The organism is Altericista sp. CCNU0014 (genome assembly GCF_044923475.1).
Taxonomy (GTDB): domain Bacteria; phylum Cyanobacteriota; class Cyanobacteriia; order Thermosynechococcales; family Thermosynechococcaceae; genus JAAURS01.
In genome coordinates this window covers 4,229,386-4,245,127 of the sequence record NZ_CP137338.1, presented here as the reverse complement: position 1 = coordinate 4,245,127, position 15,742 = coordinate 4,229,386, and the positions used below count along the sequence as shown (strand labels likewise).

The 15,742-nt window shown below is 52.9% G+C and carries 12 protein-coding genes; 9 read left to right on the top strand and 3 right to left on the bottom strand.

Going from position 1 to position 15,742, the window contains the following annotated elements; genetic code table 11:
• Positions 1–152: 152 nt before the first annotated feature.
• A complete protein-coding gene (locus tag R6H26_RS20250) occupies positions 153–1,379 on the top strand; it encodes an RNA-guided endonuclease InsQ/TnpB family protein (RefSeq protein WP_404783167.1) in 1,227 nt (408 codons plus the stop codon).
• Positions 1,380–1,478: 99 nt separating this feature from the next.
• On the opposite strand, the gene R6H26_RS20245 is transcribed toward R6H26_RS20250, so the two are convergent.
• Positions 1,479–2,768, bottom strand: coding sequence for an aminopeptidase P N-terminal domain-containing protein (locus R6H26_RS20245; RefSeq protein ID WP_404785023.1), 1,290 nt, complete (start codon positions 2,766–2,768; stop codon positions 1,479–1,481).
• A gap of 326 nt (positions 2,769–3,094) precedes the next feature.
• On the opposite strand from R6H26_RS20245, the gene R6H26_RS20240 reads away from it, so the two are divergent.
• The 3 genes from R6H26_RS20240 (at position 3,095) to R6H26_RS20230 (ending at position 7,720) form a co-directional block, all read left to right on the top strand.
• Complete coding sequence (locus R6H26_RS20240) at positions 3,095–4,984, top strand: pentapeptide repeat-containing protein (RefSeq protein ID WP_404785021.1); 1,890 nt, start codon at positions 3,095–3,097, stop codon at positions 4,982–4,984.
• A 71-nt stretch (positions 4,985–5,055) separates the two neighbouring features.
• The gene (trpD, locus tag R6H26_RS20235) at positions 5,056–6,099 is read left to right on the top strand and encodes an anthranilate phosphoribosyltransferase (protein WP_404785020.1); all 1,044 of its coding nucleotides are present in this window, start codon (positions 5,056–5,058) and stop codon (positions 6,097–6,099) included.
• Positions 6,100–6,190: 91 nt separating this feature from the next.
• Positions 6,191–7,720: an ATP-dependent DNA helicase gene (locus tag R6H26_RS20230; RefSeq protein ID WP_404785018.1), complete on the top strand. Its 1,530-nt coding sequence runs from the start codon at positions 6,191–6,193 to the stop codon at positions 7,718–7,720.
• A 200-nt stretch (positions 7,721–7,920) separates the two neighbouring features.
• Here the strand turns inward: R6H26_RS20230 and R6H26_RS20225 are convergent, their stop codons facing one another.
• Entirely contained in the window at positions 7,921–8,781 is an 861-nt protein-coding gene (locus tag R6H26_RS20225) for a Uma2 family endonuclease (RefSeq protein ID WP_404785016.1), read from the bottom strand.
• Between the two features lie 334 nt (positions 8,782–9,115).
• Here R6H26_RS20225 and R6H26_RS20220 point away from each other — a divergent pair, with 334 nt between their 5' ends.
• From R6H26_RS20220 to R6H26_RS20200, 5 genes are all read left to right on the top strand, one after another.
• A complete protein-coding gene (locus tag R6H26_RS20220) occupies positions 9,116–9,337 on the top strand; it encodes a DUF2839 domain-containing protein (RefSeq protein ID WP_404785014.1) in 222 nt (73 codons plus the stop codon).
• A 32-nt stretch (positions 9,338–9,369) separates the two neighbouring features.
• On the top strand, positions 9,370–10,548 hold the full coding sequence (locus tag R6H26_RS20215; RefSeq protein WP_404785013.1) for an AGE family epimerase/isomerase: 1,179 nt from the start codon (positions 9,370–9,372) through the stop codon (positions 10,546–10,548).
• A gap of 101 nt (positions 10,549–10,649) precedes the next feature.
• Positions 10,650–11,246, top strand: coding sequence for a COP23 domain-containing protein (locus R6H26_RS20210; protein WP_404785011.1), 597 nt, complete (start codon positions 10,650–10,652; stop codon positions 11,244–11,246).
• 108 nt (positions 11,247–11,354) lie between these two features.
• Positions 11,355–13,520, top strand: coding sequence for a tetratricopeptide repeat protein (locus R6H26_RS20205; RefSeq protein WP_404785009.1), 2,166 nt, complete (start codon positions 11,355–11,357; stop codon positions 13,518–13,520).
• Between the two features lie 154 nt (positions 13,521–13,674).
• On the top strand, positions 13,675–14,955 hold the full coding sequence (locus R6H26_RS20200; protein WP_404785008.1) for a serine hydrolase: 1,281 nt from the start codon (positions 13,675–13,677) through the stop codon (positions 14,953–14,955).
• On the opposite strand, the gene R6H26_RS20195 is transcribed toward R6H26_RS20200, so the two are convergent.
• The gene (locus R6H26_RS20195) at positions 14,937–15,725 is read right to left on the bottom strand and encodes a tryptophan-rich sensory protein (RefSeq protein ID WP_404785006.1); all 789 of its coding nucleotides are present in this window, start codon (positions 15,723–15,725) and stop codon (positions 14,937–14,939) included. The two genes, R6H26_RS20200 and R6H26_RS20195, sit on opposite strands and share 19 nt — an antisense overlap.
• Positions 15,726–15,742 lie beyond the last annotated feature (17 nt).

Below are 15,742 nucleotides of genomic sequence, written 5' to 3'. Positions count from 1 at the left end.
GCGACGGGATGAGAGACGCGTGAGTCGAGGTACGTTGCCTGAGCAATGCCGGAGGCGAGAGAAGGTAACAGTGCCGAGACGAACAAATAATGTCTCGCAAAATCACTTATTTTTATATTATCGCAATTTAATGAGTGTGATAATATGTGAATATGTTGAAAGCAGTGAAGATCAGGCTTTATCCCACAGATGCACAGCAAGCTCATTTGGCTCAAGCCTTTGGGTGTGTTCGTTGGGTCTGGAACCAGTCTCTTGCAGTCATATCCTTGACCTATAAAGAGACGGGGAAAGGGGTTTCTGCCTTTGACATGAAGAAACAAATTCCGTTGTGGAAGGCTGAGCATGATTGGTTGAAAACTTGTTATTCTCAATGTCTTCAGCAATCCGTTTTGAATTTGTCTCAGGCATTCATCAACTTCTTTGATGGTCGAGCCCAATACCCAACCTTCAAAAGTAAGTTTGATCGTCAATCCCTGCAATATCCCGCAAATGTCAAAGTGCTCAGCCAAACTGAAATTAAGTTTCCTGGAAATCTAGGGACTGTAAAGGCTAAGGTGCATCGCGATGTTTCCGGGAAGCTGAGAACGGTGACGATATCCAGAATGCCAGATGGTCGCTATTACGCTTCTCTATTGGTTGAGGATGGCATTGAAAAGCCAGAACCCAGTAGTGAAGGGAAGGCGATTGGGATTGATTTGGGGTTAATTGATTTTGCTGTCACATCAGACGGCTCAAAATATCAGAATCCCAGGCATCTGCAAAAACATGAGCGCAACTTAAAACGTAAACAGCGCAAACTATCCCGTAAAAAGGATAAAACCACGAACAAGCGGCGCAAAGCAAAACTTGCAGTGGCAAAAGTGCATTCTAAAATTGCGAGAGTGCGCGCTGATTTTCTACACAAGCTGTCCCGTAAGACAGTGAACGAGAACCAAGTTATTGTTGTAGAAAACCTGGCAGTCAAAAATATGGTCCAAAATCACAATCTTGCTAAAGCAATCAGCGATGCAGGTTGGGCGACATTTTGTACCATGCTCAAATACAAGGCTGAATTTGACGGAAAAATCTACCTAGAGATTGGGCGATTTTTCCCATCGTCACACTTGTGTCATTTGACGTTGCTGCCAGTTCCAAAGATGGATTTGTCTGTTCGGTCGTTTGAATGCCCTTATTGTCATGAGCGTCATGACCGAGATGTGAATGCAGCCATCAATATCAGAAATGAAGGCTTACGGATCTTGGCGTTGGGAATCAGCGCTACTGCCCAAGGACGCGATGTAAGACCAAAGCGGTATGGACGCAAATCCACTACTGTCGAGGCTGTTGCGGTTGAGCTGGGAAGCCCGCGTTCTACCTGTACTCAGGTGAACGTCGGGTAATTCACTTCCGATATTGAGGCTTTACTGACCGAAATATTTTGGTAGCTTGAACCCAAGGCATTTGCACAACAATTTATTACGAGACAGCTTGCGCATGCTCTATTTTGGAACCGCAGCCGTCAAAACCTCATGGCCTGTAGCCGTCACCAATACATCATCCTCAATACGGATGCCAATTCCTCGCCATCTGGCGGGAACCTCCGGCTGATCTTCGGCAAGCTTAATGTCAGGACCGATGTACAGGCCCGGTTCTACCGTCACCACATTTCCAGCCTGAAGTGGTTGCCAGGTTTCTTTGCCAATTTTGTAAAAGCCCGCATCGTGAACGTCCAAGCCCAGCCAGTGACCCGTGCGATGCATGTAAAAAGGTTTATATTTTTCCTCTTCGATCAGCTTATCCACTTCTCCCACCAGAAGCCCCAACCTGACTAACCCCTCCGTCAAAACGCGGACGGCAGCGTCGTGGAAGGCGTTATAAGGATTCCCCGGCTGCACTTGGGCGATCGCCGCTTCTTGCGCTGCCAACACCAGAGCGTAGAGAATCTGCTGCTCCTCCGTAAACCGTTCCCCCACCGGAAACGTGCGGGTAATATCGGCGTTGTAGTAGTCGTAGCTCGCGCCAGCATCGATCAACAGCAAATCCCCGTCCTGCATCTGGCGGTTATTGGTGGTGTAGTGCAAAATGCAAGCATTGTCCCCAGAAGCCACAATAGACGGGTAGGCGGGACCTTGCGCGCCATTTTTGCGGAAAATGTAATCCATCTCCGCCTGAATTTCATACTCGTAGCGTCCCGGCTGGGCCATCTCGCGGGCGACGTTGTGCGCTTCCACAGAAATGGCGATCGCCTTTCGCATCAACGCTAGTTCGGCCTCGCTTTTGACCATCCGCATCCCGTGGAGCGTAAACCCCACATCTTCAATTGCCGTCGGACCCGTGCCGCGTTTGCCGTAGCTCGCAATCAGCCGCTGCCAGTGGGTCAGGAGCGTTTGGGTAAAATTGCGATCGCGTCCCAGTCGATAGTAAATCCGATCGGCTTGCTCTAGGTACTTGGGTAAATGCTCGTCGAGTTCTGCAATGGGATAGGCTTCATCAGCCCCGTAGCGTTCCTTTGCCGCATCCACCCCAACCCGATAGCCGTGCCAAGTTTCTTTTTCCGGATCCTTCGGTTGCACGAACAGCACGAATTTATGTTCTTCGTGATGGGGGGCAAAGACGGCCACCGCATCGGCCTCGTCAAAACCCGTCAGGTAAAAAAAGTCGCTGTCCTGCCGGAAGTTATACTCCACATCATTGTGCATGACAGCCGTCGGCGCGCTGCGAAAGATAGCCGTGCCCGCGCCAATTTTTTCCATGAAAGCTTGTCGTCGTTGCCGATAGTCTGCTTGCATTGCCGTACTGCAAAGTTAAGGACAGTTTACATTCTCCTATTGTGCAGTAAACCCGATAGAGACTGCGATACTCGACGCACTTTTTGAAAATTCCCTCGCGTTTCGAATAGGCTTTGCCATCCTGAAAACGATCGACTATCCTCGTTGAGAGGCTGTTAATAAGTCTCGACATGCAATTTTCGGTATGAACACTTGCGAAGTTGACTTTTAAGGATTGGCTTCTCGCAAATTCTTAGAATAACGGCATTTTTTGGCAATGGGCGGACTCAGACGGAGGGGGGTCCCATGCAGCAGCAGGCATTAAACAATATAAGGAAGGACGCTCTGTGGCAAACGACGCCCATGTCAAAGCACTTAAGCTTGGTGTAGATCATTGGAATAGCTGGCGCAGGCAACATTTTGCCGAACAACCTGACTTTAGCGGAGCTGACCTCAGCGGCAGCGATCTCAGCGGCGCGAATCTGATTGGCGCCAACCTCAGTAAAGCCAACCTGAGCTGCACTGTATTAAAGAGCGTGTTTTTAAGCTGCGCCAACCTCAGCAACGCCTATCTCAGCGAAGCCAATTTAATGAAAGCCAATCTGAGCAAAGCAGATCTGACGAAAGCAGACTTGAGCTTTGCCGACCTGACCGCCGCCACCCTCATTGAAACAAATCTCAATCGCGCTACCCTAATCGAAACCGTCCTAACGGGGGCTAACCTCAGCTTTGCCGATCTCAATCGCGCCAACCTCAACAAAGCCAATCTCGAAAATGCCAACCTCACAAAAGCGATTTTGATTGAGGCCTGTCTAGACCATGCCAACCTGCGGGCCTGTAACTTCAGCTTAGCGATCGCCAGCGAAGCCAGCCTGCGCGAAGCCAACCTCGTCGAAGCCAGGCTGAATAAGGCAGACTTCAGCTTTGCCTCCCTCATTGAGGCCAACCTCCGACGGGCCAATCTCAGCAAAGGCATTTTTATCGAAGCCAACTTCCGAGGCGCAACGCTGCGCGAAGCGAGCCTCCGCAAAAGTCGTTTCGGACGTGCCAACCTGGGCAGTACCGACCTCACCGAAGCCGACGCCACCGAAGCTAACTTGGCAGGTGTGGATCTCATTCGTGCCACCTTGAGTAAGACCCTCTTAGATCGGGCTATTCTCAAGGAAGCCAAACTCAGCGGTGCGAACCTCAATAAAGCCACCTTAACCAGCGCCGACCTGAGCGAAGCCGACCTGAGCGAAGCCGACCTTACCAAAACAGATCTGCGCCAAGTCAACCTGGCCCAAGCCGACCTCACCCGCAGTAAAATTTCTGCCACTAACTTTAACGGAGCAATGCTGACGGGCCTTTGCCTCGAAGACGCTCAGCTCAGCAGCACCACAAAGCTAGAAGGCGTAACGTGCAATTTTGTCTACCTCAAACGTAACAATCAAGATCGTCGGCCCAATTCCGGCGAGTTTTTGCCTGGAGAATTTGCCCAGCTCTTCCATAGCGCGCTGGAAACTCTCAACTTAACGCTCCATGCAGGGGTCAACTGGACTGCCTTTGCCCACTCCATCAATCGCCTCAATGCAGAACACAAAGCCGCGCAGCTCGGGATCCAAAGTATCGAGAATAAAGGCGACGGCATTATTTTGCTAAAGCTCAGCACTGCACCCGGCATCGATACCGTCCAAATCCACCGAGACTTCATGCGAATCTATGAAGAAACCAAACAAACTTTAGAAAACCGACGTCAACTCAATACTCGCGATACGCTGCTCGGGCATAGCAGTACGGATGGGACGCATCCCCGAGAGTCCATCAACCAGCTTTTCGAACTCCTCAGCCCTCAGCTCAGCATAAACTCAAATTCTCGGACCGAATTCCGTAAAAACAATCCCGGATCCACCCCTATCTACCCCCCCGAGTCGTCCGCCGCTGCAACGGCAGTCGATACTGCCACGATCTTGACGACCATCTTCTACGACCTCGCCCAGCGCTATCCAGATGCCACCGATCCTCAGCGCCTGAGCGTTACTGCTTTGGAGATTCAGCAAAAAGCAAAGGATAACTCGCGCTTTAAAGCCAAATTAGTTGAAGCCATTCGATCGGGCAGTTTGCCGATCGATCGAGCGCTCCTCGACAATCCCTTTATTTCCGTAACCCTCGAGATGGTGCGAGACTGGCTGGACCTAGAGTCATCAGTTCTGCCAAATCCGGTCCTGCAAGTTCAGAGCGTCGTCCCGCGAGTCTAAAGCATGGGTTGACGTGCCAAGGTGATAGGCTGAAGGGACGACATTTTTTATCAAAATACCCCTCAGTCCCAATGAACTGGCCGCTTTTACTCCAGCAGATTTTGGAGGGTCAATCCCTCACGACCGCTCAATCCGAGCAGCTCATGCAAGGCTGGCTCGATAGCGCCATCGAGCCAGTCCTGTCCGGCGCAATTTTAGCCGCACTTCAGGCCAAAGGCGCTGTTGCCGACGAGCTCGTGGGAATGGCGTCGGTATTGTTAGCGCAATCTCCAGCACCTTGGCCTGTCGGTCGAAAACCACTGCATCTCATAGATACCTGCGGTACGGGAGGAGATGGCGCGTCAACGTTTAATATTTCGACCGCTGTTGCTTTTGTTGCGGCGGCGGCGGGCATCCCCGTAGCGAAGCACGGCAATCGTTCGGCATCCAGTCGCGTCGGTTCGGCAGATGTTTTAGAGTCCCTCGGGCTAAACCTGACCGCTGACTTGAGCTTGGCTCAGGCGGCGGTGGAAACCGTCGGCGTTACATTCTTGTTTGCGCCGGGGTGGCACCCTGCTATGAAAGCCGTCGCGCCCTTGCGTCAAACCTTAAAGATCAGAACTATTTTTAATCTTTTAGGCCCTTTAGTGAATCCCTTGCGTCCGACGGGGCAGGTGGTAGGGGTCTATTGTCAAGATCTGCTGACCCCCGTTGCCCGCGCCCTGCATCAGCTTGGCGTGGAGCGGGCGATCGTCCTGCACGGTCGAGAACGTCTGGACGAGGCGGGTTTAGGAGATGCAACGGATCTGGCGGTTGTTTCCGATCGGGGCGTTCAGACGCAGGTCGTAAATCCAGCGGAACTGAATTTGGCACCAGCGCCTTTGGCGTCGCTTCAGGGCGGAACGGTCGCGGACAACGCCCAGATTCTTCAAAGGGTTTTACAGGGGAAGGGAACTGCGGCCCAAACCGATGCGGTTGCCCTCAATGCAGCCCTCGCGTTGTTTGTGGGAGGTGCGGTCGCGGACTATTTTGCAGGCGTCCAGCGGTCGCGTCAGATTTTAGAGAGCGGCGCAGCCTGGGACAAACTTGAGTCTTTGATCCGCTTTTCTCAGACGGCACTTCCCTCCGGTTCCTAAGGGGGACCGTCTGGATAAAACGCGCACTGTATTCCTTGAAGGGACTGTGCCAAAATGAGGGGCATGAAAAAAATCTGGATGCAGAACGCTTGTGATTGAGGTTGAAGTCCACCAGCAGCTTAGAGCTTTGTTGCGGGCACAGGGGGGGAACGCTTGGCCACATCATCTAACGGTGGCTCGACTGGTCGCCCGCGCCCTGCGGCTTCAGCGCAGTACGCTCATGCAGATCGGCAGTACTGCTGCCTACCAGGGACAGCATCGGCTGAGCTATCTGGCGTCGCTGCTACTGTGGCCGGAACCGTTAATCCTAGTGGCTTCTGCTGAGGTTCAGCACTCGCTTTGCCATGTCGAGCTGCCCAGATTGCGGGACTGGCTCGGCCTGACGAAGCCAGTTTGTCTCGCTCAAACTTGGCCGGATCCGAATTTTTCTGGAATTGCCCTCTTCTCTCCTCAAGACTGGCTCCAGCATCGTCTGCCCCAGCACGCACCCTTACCGCCAGGCGTTCCCGTCGCGATCGATGGTGCTGAAAGCCTTGAAGACTGGACTCGCGCGCACCTAACCCAAACGCTTTTACCCCAAGATTGGGACGCGCTGCTTTGGGCTTATCCCACTCGGGTCGAGACCATTCGCGACGCGCGAGCGGCGCTGACCCACACGCTATTTCGGCATCCGCCCAATCCCTACGGCTGCCTGATAGTGGCGGAGGAGGATCGCAGGTTGCTGGGTCATCTGGTCGATCGATTGCAGCAGGACTCGGGACAAAGTTTTTCGGGGAAATGGCAGCAATTTACCGATACGCTCTTGCAGCCCAATACTTTGGTGTGGGCCGTTCTCGATCGCTCGCAGGGTTCTTTTAGCCTCAACAGCGCGCCGATTGAAGTGGCGTCTGCGCTGCAGCCGCTCTGGGAGGGCCGCACTCAAATTCTCTTGAACGGCGTGGTGGACTTGGACGCTCAGTCGGAGCAATTCCAGCTCCAGCTCGGTTTAGCAGATCTGACCTGCGTGCAGTTTGCGACCGATCGCCACAATGAGGCGCTCTCCCTCTACCTGCCGGACGGGGTGCCCATGCCCAATACCCCGGAATTTGCGCCTGCATTGATGCGCCAGCTCCAGTGTTTGCTGACGCTCGGGTTTGCTGCCGATACCTTTAGCGCGCTCATCATTGATGACCTGCCCCTTAAATCTCGCATTGCTTCGACTTTGGCCGCAGAATTCGGTTCGCGGGTGAAGGTGGAGAAGGGGGACTGTCAGGTGGGAGATGTGTTGATTTCAGGCTGGACTTTTTGGCTGGAGCATCGGCGCAGTTTGCCCTACCCTAACCTGATGGCGATCGCCACTTTACCCTTCCCTTCCCTCGAAAATCCGAAGGTGGCGGGGCGGGTGGCCTACTACAAGCAACAGCGGCAGGATTGGTTCCGGCTGTACTTACTGCCAGAAGCGTTACGGATTTTACAGGAGGCGATCGCCCCTCTGCGGTCCCAGTCGAGTTTGCTGGCCTTGTTTGACAGCCGAGTGCTGCATCGCACCTACGGTCAGCAGGTACTGACGGCCCTCGGTCCCTACGCGCGGCTGAACTATTTGGATGAATCGATCCTGATACCACCTCAATGTTCGGTTTAGTAAGGGTAGGTCGTTGCAGTATGGGAGGCGAACGCATCCTGTAAATCTTTCAGCTATGGGTTAACTTGGCGATCGCCAGCACTGGTTTAGCTCAAATCAAGGCGATTGCGGTTACTCGAGCTGAATATAATGGAAACCCGATCGCTTTGCAGCTCAATCGAAGGAAGGCGATCGCCCCTCCTACAAGTCCTGTAACAGCCCTAAAAGTTTGGGAGCTTATCTGGATCGAATCCTTGCGATCGCAAAAACATCTCCAATCGTTCTCGTTGCTGTCGTTCTTGCTCTGCCCGTTGCCATTCTTGCTCTGCCCGTTGCTGTTCTTGCTCTGCCCGTTGCTGTTCTTGCTCTGCCCGCTGTCGTTCTTGCTCTGCCCGTTGCCGCTCCTGTATTGCTTGTTCTTCCCCATGCAATAATAAGTTGCCTGACCCATCCCAGCATCGCAGCCATGCTAGTTCGGCATTCTGATACCTGCCCTGCCAAATCCCCAGCTCAATCCCCAAAGGGGGAATCGGATAATGTCCCCGTTCGTTGGCAGCAATGGGTTGATAGGTATCATCTTGCAGATGATAGACCTCTACCTGGGCTTTTTCCGCTTCATAAATTGCGTAATAGGGAATCCGAATTGCTTTCTCGTAAACCCAAAATTTACCAACCCGATTTCCTTCACTTTGAGAAGGCGGAGTGCGATCTCTTTCTTCACTTCCATCCCCTGAGACAAATTCAATGGCAATCAGGGGTGCAACATACTCTTTCCAGAGTACGTAAGAACGGCGTAGTTTGCCATCTAGGGTAGGCGGAACGTTGGGTACATAGAACCAGTCAGGTGATTCCGCCCCCTTTTCCGGTGGGTCAACCAAACGCCAATAGATGCCAGAGTCTTGACCGATGCAATATTGACCATCGGGATGACGTTGCTCTAGTACAGGCCGAAGTGATTCTGTGAGTAAAATGCTTTGAGGATGTTCTTGAAAATTTTTCACAAAGGTACCGTCTGACTCTGGCAACTGAGTGTGGTCAGGTAATGTAAGCGATACTTGAGTTGCGGGTAAGGCGGATGTCATACACTCCATCCTTTAGGTTTTCCTGAGAACCATCCTTCCATAATAACCATTATTACGATCGCCCAATCCTCGGCAAACACACATAGGGTTGATGAGCCTAGGCGCGGAACTGGGCGATCGTCCATCATGGGTACATCGGCTTAGCCTAACGAAGCCCAAACAGCAACCTTAAACGCGCTGGGTGCAGTTGGAGATCGCTGATTCACAGACAGAGTCTTGCAGAAAAGGCAGCGATCGCCGTTTCGAAATTTTCTTCAAATCCTCGAGCACCTTGGCTTCTATACTGATAGATAAGCAACAATGATGCTGCATGGCAGAATGATGGAGGCGCGAGATGGGTGAAGCAAAGCGACGCAAAGAGCAGTTAGGCGAAAAGTACGGTCAGGAAAAATCTAAATTCCCAGGGTTGCCGGGGCTGTCCTTTGACAAAGCGAAAAGCGAAAAGTTCGTGCAATGGACCACTCGCGGGGCTTGGATTGGCATCTTTGTCCTAGCTGGGGCCTGGATCGTCATCCGCTTTATCGGGCCGAGTTTCGGCTGGTGGGAAGTCCAGTAAAGGCAGCGATATCAATGTCTTAGAGAACCTGCATGGAACGCGACTTTCACGCCCTAGCCCAACAATATAAATCCGCACTCCTGGAGGATGTGATTCCGTTTTGGGAGAATCACTCCGTGGATTGGGAGCAGGGCGGCTACTTCACCTGTCTCGATCGAGCGGGGAACGTCTACGACACCGATAAGTTTATCTGGCTCCAAAACCGCCAAGTATGGATGTTTTCGACGTTCTACAATCAGATCGAGCCGCGTCGAGATTGGCTGGCGATCGCTGCTAATGGCGCAAATTTCCTGGCAAAGCACGGTCGCGATGGGGAGGGGAATTGGTATTTTGCGCTAACCCGCGACGGCCAGCCCTTGGTGCAGCCCTACAACATTTTTTCGGACTGTTTTGCAGCCATGGCCTTCAGTAAATTTGCCCTCGCGTCCGGGGAGGACTGGGCGAAGGAAGTGGCGCTCCAAGCTTACGGCAACGTGCTGCGCCGCAAGGACAACCCGAAGGGTAAGTATACCAAGGGTTATCCCGGTACGCGCCCGCTGAAGTCTTTGGCGGTGCCCATGATTTTAGCCAATCTGACCTTGGAGATGGATTGGCTGCTGCCCCAGGAAACCTTAGACACCGTTCTGGCCGAGACGGTCCAGGAAGTGATGGCGGATTTCTTGGATCCGGTGCGGGGGTTGATGTTTGAAAATGTCATGCCCGACGGATCGCACCTGGATTGTTTCGATGGGCGACTGCTCAATCCCGGACACGGCATTGAGGCCATGTGGTTCGTTATGGACATTGCCAACCGTCGGGGCGATACGGCAACCATTCATAAAGCCGTCGATGTGGTGCTCAATATCCTCAACTTTGCTTGGGACTCGGACTACGGCGGGCTGTACTACTTTATGGATGCAGAGGGACATCCACCCCACCAACTGGAGTGGGACCAAAAGCTATGGTGGGTGCATTTAGAAACGCTCGTGGCCCTGTCCATGGGCGATCGCCTGACTCAGCGGCCTGAATGTTGGGAATGGTTCCAGAAGGTGCACGACTATTCTTGGTCCCATTTTGCCGACCCAGAGTATGGCGAATGGTTTGGCTACCTCAATCGTCGGGGAGAGGTGCTGCTAAACCTCAAGGGCGGCAAGTGGAAGGGCTGTTTTCACGTCCCGCGCGCGCTGTACCTCTGCTGGCAGCAGTTTGAGGCCCTGAGTTTGCAGTCCTAGTGGGAAGAAAGGTTGGTAGGGCGATCGCTCAGTTCAGCCTTAATGTTGAATGAGGTAGACAGGTGGGACGAGTTTTGATATGGATATAGAATTTGCAGTTTATGAAGCCATTACTCTTCTTATCAAGATTTTCATTACCCGTAGCAGCTTATCTGGTCGCCAATCTTACTGGGGTATTGGCCAACACGACCGAAAATAAATTTTACTGCGGTCAAAGCAAAAACGTGCCCGCCACAATGGCAAAAACTTCCCGTGGTGTTGTACCTGTAATTCATTGGGTTTCAACCCTTGGAGAAACCTATACGCCAGAATATCGCTGCAAAGTTGTATCGGAAAAATTTCAAACGTTCTATAACGATGGGACGCTAAATTACTTGACAACAGGTATTGTCAATCAGCAGCCCGTCATTTGCGCAGCGCAAAAGAACAACGGCCCATGTTCTGGCGTACTGTTTACCCTCAAGCCCAATAGCGATCCCAGCCGGACGCTTCAGCGACTCCTCAGTATTCGAGATCGGGCACCCGGAGTAGTACTGAACGAGAGTGCGCCTCAGGTCTACATCAATATGGCAGATTTTTTGAATGCTGCACCCATTGAAACATCTCAGCCCGCTGACGATGAAGCTGTTACCCTGCCAAAGCAAAGCGGAACGATAACCCCTCCTGCTTCTACACCGCATGGGAATAAGATTTGGTAGTCTCTGCTTAGCCGCTTAGTAGCCTTCCACATGCAAAACCAGAGCGTTTCGCCATCATTCTTTGGTGTGGTTTGCGATCGCTCCACTCCTTTCAGAACGAGAAATCAAATGGTCTCACTGTTTTCATGGCACGTTCCAGTTGGCAGCATATTAATGCTGACTGCGATGAATGCTGGGATGCTCCTATCTCAGCCTCTTCAACTGAGGTCTGCGCCAATTCATCCACTGGTCGCATCAAACGCCAATCCTTCATTCCTGCTCGCGCAATCCTCAATCGTTGAGACCGTCGATCGAGTTGCTGCAAAGATTACGGTACGGATTGAATCGGAGCAAAGCGGGACGGGATCTGGCGTCATTGTGGCTCAGCAAGGAACGACTTATTATGTCCTGACCGCAGAGCATGTCGTTCCAAAACCCGATAACTACTCCATAACTGCTCCTGATGGGCAGAAATATCCCGTCAATGCTGGAATGGTTAAAAAATTAGAAGGCATTGACTTGGCAGTTGTTCGGTTCGCAAGTCCAAAAGCTTATCAAGTCGCGACTTTAGCAAATTACTACATTGGCCTGGAAGATCGCCCCCTTGCCTTTTTATCTGGGTTCCCAGGCGGCGGTGGCGCTTCGCGTCAGCTCGCTGTGGGCACTGTGTTTCCAGCCAGCACCACAATTTTTGCCGCTCAAAATGCCTACTCGATGGCAAGCGGTCGAGAGCTGGTCTACACGACGTTTTCTCAACCTGGTATGAGCGGCGGGCCAGTGTTAGATCGGCAAGGCCGAGTCATTGGCATTCACAATGCATCGGAGACAAAGCTGGAAACAGATGAGAGCAGCGGGGAAGTTTTCCCTACGTATTTAGGCCGCAGTTTGGGGGTACCCATTCATACCTTTTTAGGGTTGGCGTCCCAAATTCAAGTCAGTCCCAATCTGCTCAAGGTTGAAAATACAGTCCCGCCCGCGATGAATCAGAGCGCAATTCAGGCGGTGCTGGATTTTAATCGTTTAGAAAAGCCTTCTGACAACTCCGCAACGGCATTTGACTGGTTAAAGTACGGGAATCGCTTGTGGCGGCTAGGTCGGTTCCAGGAAGCGGTGGTGGCTTTAGATCGTGCCATTGCGCTCAAACCAAATTTCCATCAAGCCTTTTTTGTTAAAGGAATGGCGCTTTCGGCCCAAGATCGGTTTTCTGAAGCGATCGCCGCGTTCGAGGCCGCCACTCGCATTGAACCTCGGTTCTACGAAGCATGGCGAATGCAGGCTCAAATGCTAGAGCAGATGAAGCAATATCCCCAGGCCATTGCGGCTATTGATAGGGCCATTCAAATCCAGCCCGATGATTCCCTCTTGCATGCGCTGAGGGGCGATTTACTGTTTCAGTCCAAGCAACATGCTCCCGCAACGGCGGCCTATACCCAGGCCATCACCCTCAAACCCAACTACTATACCTACATGCAGCGCGGGCGATCGCAGTTTAGCGCTGGAGATTATCAAGCTGCTTTGAGAGACTACAGCAAAGCCATTGAACTACAGCCCAACGACTACTTTAGCTATATCGGTCGCGGCACGATGAATGCGGCGTTGGGTAAATCTCCGGCAGCTTTGGCAGACCTCGATCGGGCCATTACGTTTATTCCAGCGGCTTCGCCCTATCAGGCTTTGCTATACATGAGTCGCGGGCTGGTGAAGTTTGGGGGAGGAGATTTCAATGGGGCGATCGCCGATTGGACTGCCGCCATTAATGCAAACATTCCTGGCAAAACCGATCTAAATACGATTGCCCAAAGTTATATGGGACGGGCGCTGGCCTATGCCCGCACCAAAGATTTGCCCAAGGCGATCGCCGATATGGGCCAACTGATCGAGCTACAGCCTAAAAATGCTGCGGCCTTTTACAATCGCGGCGAGTTTTATATCCAGGCTGGCGATCCGCAGCGGGCGTTGTTGGATTTGAATCAGGCGATCGCCCTGAAGCCAGATTACGCTGATGCAATCCAAACTCGCGGACTCGCAAGGCAATCCCTCAAGGACTTTTCCGGGGCGATTGAGGACTTTAAGAAGGCCGAAGGATTGTTGAGTGCGACGATCGATCGAGATCCCAACAACATCAATACGGCAACTGTTTACGTTCGTCGCGCCAATACAAGGTTAGGAATGGGAGACAAACAAGGAGCGATTGCCGATATCCGAACCGTCGTAACCCTCTTTCAAAAAGCAAACATTACAGAAGGTCCACTCTATCAGTCCGTCCAAAATATGCTGAGATTGTTGCAGCAGTAGATTTCTCGCACAACTCTTAGAAATCTATCCAACTGGGCAAAAATTAAGATTGACAAGACGCCCGTACTGATTAAAGTGTTGAGAGGGCCAGAGTGCAAGCTGCTCGATCGCCCTGCGGTCAATCATTAACGATTCCTCTTATGGAGAAGTTTTCATGAAGCTGAGATACCTATCAACGTCGGTTTTGGGTGCCCTTTTCATTGCCTTGCCGCCCGCAACCGCCAACACCCTCACTTCTTGGAAATTCGACCCCCACACCGATCGCCTCAGCTTTACAACTGATGCAGAAGTCCGACCCGTCGCAAAGGTAATCGGCGACCCGACTCGCGTTGTGATCGACCTCCCCGGCATTCGACTGAAACGCCCCAAAATCTTGAGCGCCCTCAGCGGCAAGTATAAATCGCTGCGGATTGGGCAGTTTAATGCGTACATCACTCGCTTAGTCGTCGAGTTGGATCCTGGTTATGCCGTCAACCCCGAACGCATTAGAGTACAGGCGAATTCGCGACGCAGTTGGTCTTTAGTGCTGCCGGAGCCGGGACAAAATAGCGGGAACGATCGCCTACTGCAGCTGGAAGCCCCCGTTGCAGTGCCAACCGTCCATCCCGACCTAGTCCGCAGTGGCAGCATCGGCGGCGTGCTGCCCGTAGGCCGAGAACTACGATGGCTGCAGCAGCGCCTTGCCGCAGTGCAGGGTCGCTATCCGGTCGTCAGTCCCAGCCTATTTGTCTTAGACCTCGGTACGGGGGACTATGCCGACGTTGGCGGCGGCAAAGCCTTTCCTGCCGCCAGCGTCATTAAGCTGCCGATTTTGATCGCCTTTTTTCAGGATGTGGACGCAGGTAAAGTCAGCCTGACGGAAAAACTGGTCATGCGGCCCGAGCTGATTGCATCGGGTTCGGGCTACATGCAAGACCTAGCGCCTTGGTCGTCCTATTCGGCCAAATACACCGTCGGCAAGATGATTGAAACCAGCGACAATACCGCAACCAATATGATTATTAAGCGCCTGGGCGGAGCGCGGGTTCTCAATCAGCGCTTTAAAAGTTGGGGACTGCAAGACACCGCCATCCGCAATTGGCTGCCGGACCTGTCGGGCACGAATACCGTCAGCGCGCACGATCTGGCCCTGACGTTGACCAAGCTCGCCAAGGGTAACTTTCTCTCCAATAGCAGCCAAGAACGAGCGATCGCCATCCTCAAAACGTGCCGTACCCGCAGCTTGCTGGTTCCGGGCATCGGCCCCAGCGCTCAGATTGCCCACAAAACGGGAGACATTGGCTTTGCGATCGGCGATGCTGGCATTATCTACATGCCCAACGGCAGGCAATATATTGCGGCAGTGATGCTGAAACGACCCTACGACGACCCGCGCGGTCGCGATTACGTCCAAACGGTCTCTCGTCTGACGTATTCTTATTTTTCCAATCGCTGAGGTCTGAGACGTTGAGCTATGACAAGCCCTGTTAAACCTGCCGCCTCAGCAGCGGCGGTAGCGGCCAGCAGCGGAATGTCCGCGTGACGCAGGGCGATCGCCACCAAGGCCCATACGATCGTCAACGGAAAGACCGGGTCGCGATGGCGGATGGCGACCGCAACGGCGATCGCCCCACTCGCCAGCGCCATCATCGTCGCCCACACGCCAGGGGAGATACCCCAACCGTTCCAGTTAAGACTGTAAAGGGCAATGGCAACGTTCACTACAGTTGCGACGCTAATCCAGGCGAGATAAAGGCTGATGGGATACTGCACCAACCATTGCGTCTGGCGAGAGGCCGTTCGTTTGCCGATCTCTAGCTGTCGGTAGAGTGCCATTAGGGGCAGTAAGATACCCGCCATGGCAAGGGTGGACAGCGCGAACAAGCGTGCTTGAAAGAGATAAATCCAGCCGATCTGCGCGACAGAGGCCATGACCAGCAACCACCCGCCCCGCCCGAGCGCAGAGTTTTGCGGCTGACGGGGTTGCAGTTGGTAAAGTCCTAGGGCAATCAGCCCCAAATAAATAAATCCCCAGATGGCGAAGGCGTAGTTTGCCGGAATAATGCGGACGGCACCGAATAGTTGATTGGAGAGCTGCCCCACATTCAATCCGTTCAGCGGAAAGAAATTGGAGAGGGTGTTGATGGCGATCCCGCCCGCGATCGCACCCATTACGCACCATTGGCGCAAACGATCTGAACTGAGTAGGGAGGCGAGGGAGTTCATACGGACAAAACGCGCCA

Coding starts and splice junctions, on each gene's coding strand:
- R6H26_RS20250 (WP_404783167.1), top strand. CDS start 153: ATGTTGAAAGCAGTGAAGATCAGGCTTTATCCCACAGATGCACAGCAA.
- R6H26_RS20245 (WP_404785023.1), bottom strand. CDS start 2,768: ATGCAAGCAGACTATCGGCAACGACGACAAGCTTTCATGGAAAAAATT.
- trpD (WP_404785020.1), top strand. CDS start 5,056: ATGAACTGGCCGCTTTTACTCCAGCAGATTTTGGAGGGTCAATCCCTC.
- R6H26_RS20225 (WP_404785016.1), bottom strand. CDS start 8,781: ATGACATCCGCCTTACCCGCAACTCAAGTATCGCTTACATTACCTGAC.
- R6H26_RS20220 (WP_404785014.1), top strand. CDS start 9,116: ATGGGTGAAGCAAAGCGACGCAAAGAGCAGTTAGGCGAAAAGTACGGT.
- R6H26_RS20215 (WP_404785013.1), top strand. CDS start 9,370: ATGGAACGCGACTTTCACGCCCTAGCCCAACAATATAAATCCGCACTC.
- R6H26_RS20210 (WP_404785011.1), top strand. CDS start 10,650: ATGAAGCCATTACTCTTCTTATCAAGATTTTCATTACCCGTAGCAGCT.
- R6H26_RS20205 (WP_404785009.1), top strand. CDS start 11,355: ATGGTCTCACTGTTTTCATGGCACGTTCCAGTTGGCAGCATATTAATG.
- R6H26_RS20200 (WP_404785008.1), top strand. CDS start 13,675: ATGAAGCTGAGATACCTATCAACGTCGGTTTTGGGTGCCCTTTTCATT.
- R6H26_RS20195 (WP_404785006.1), bottom strand. CDS start 15,725: ATGAACTCCCTCGCCTCCCTACTCAGTTCAGATCGTTTGCGCCAATGG.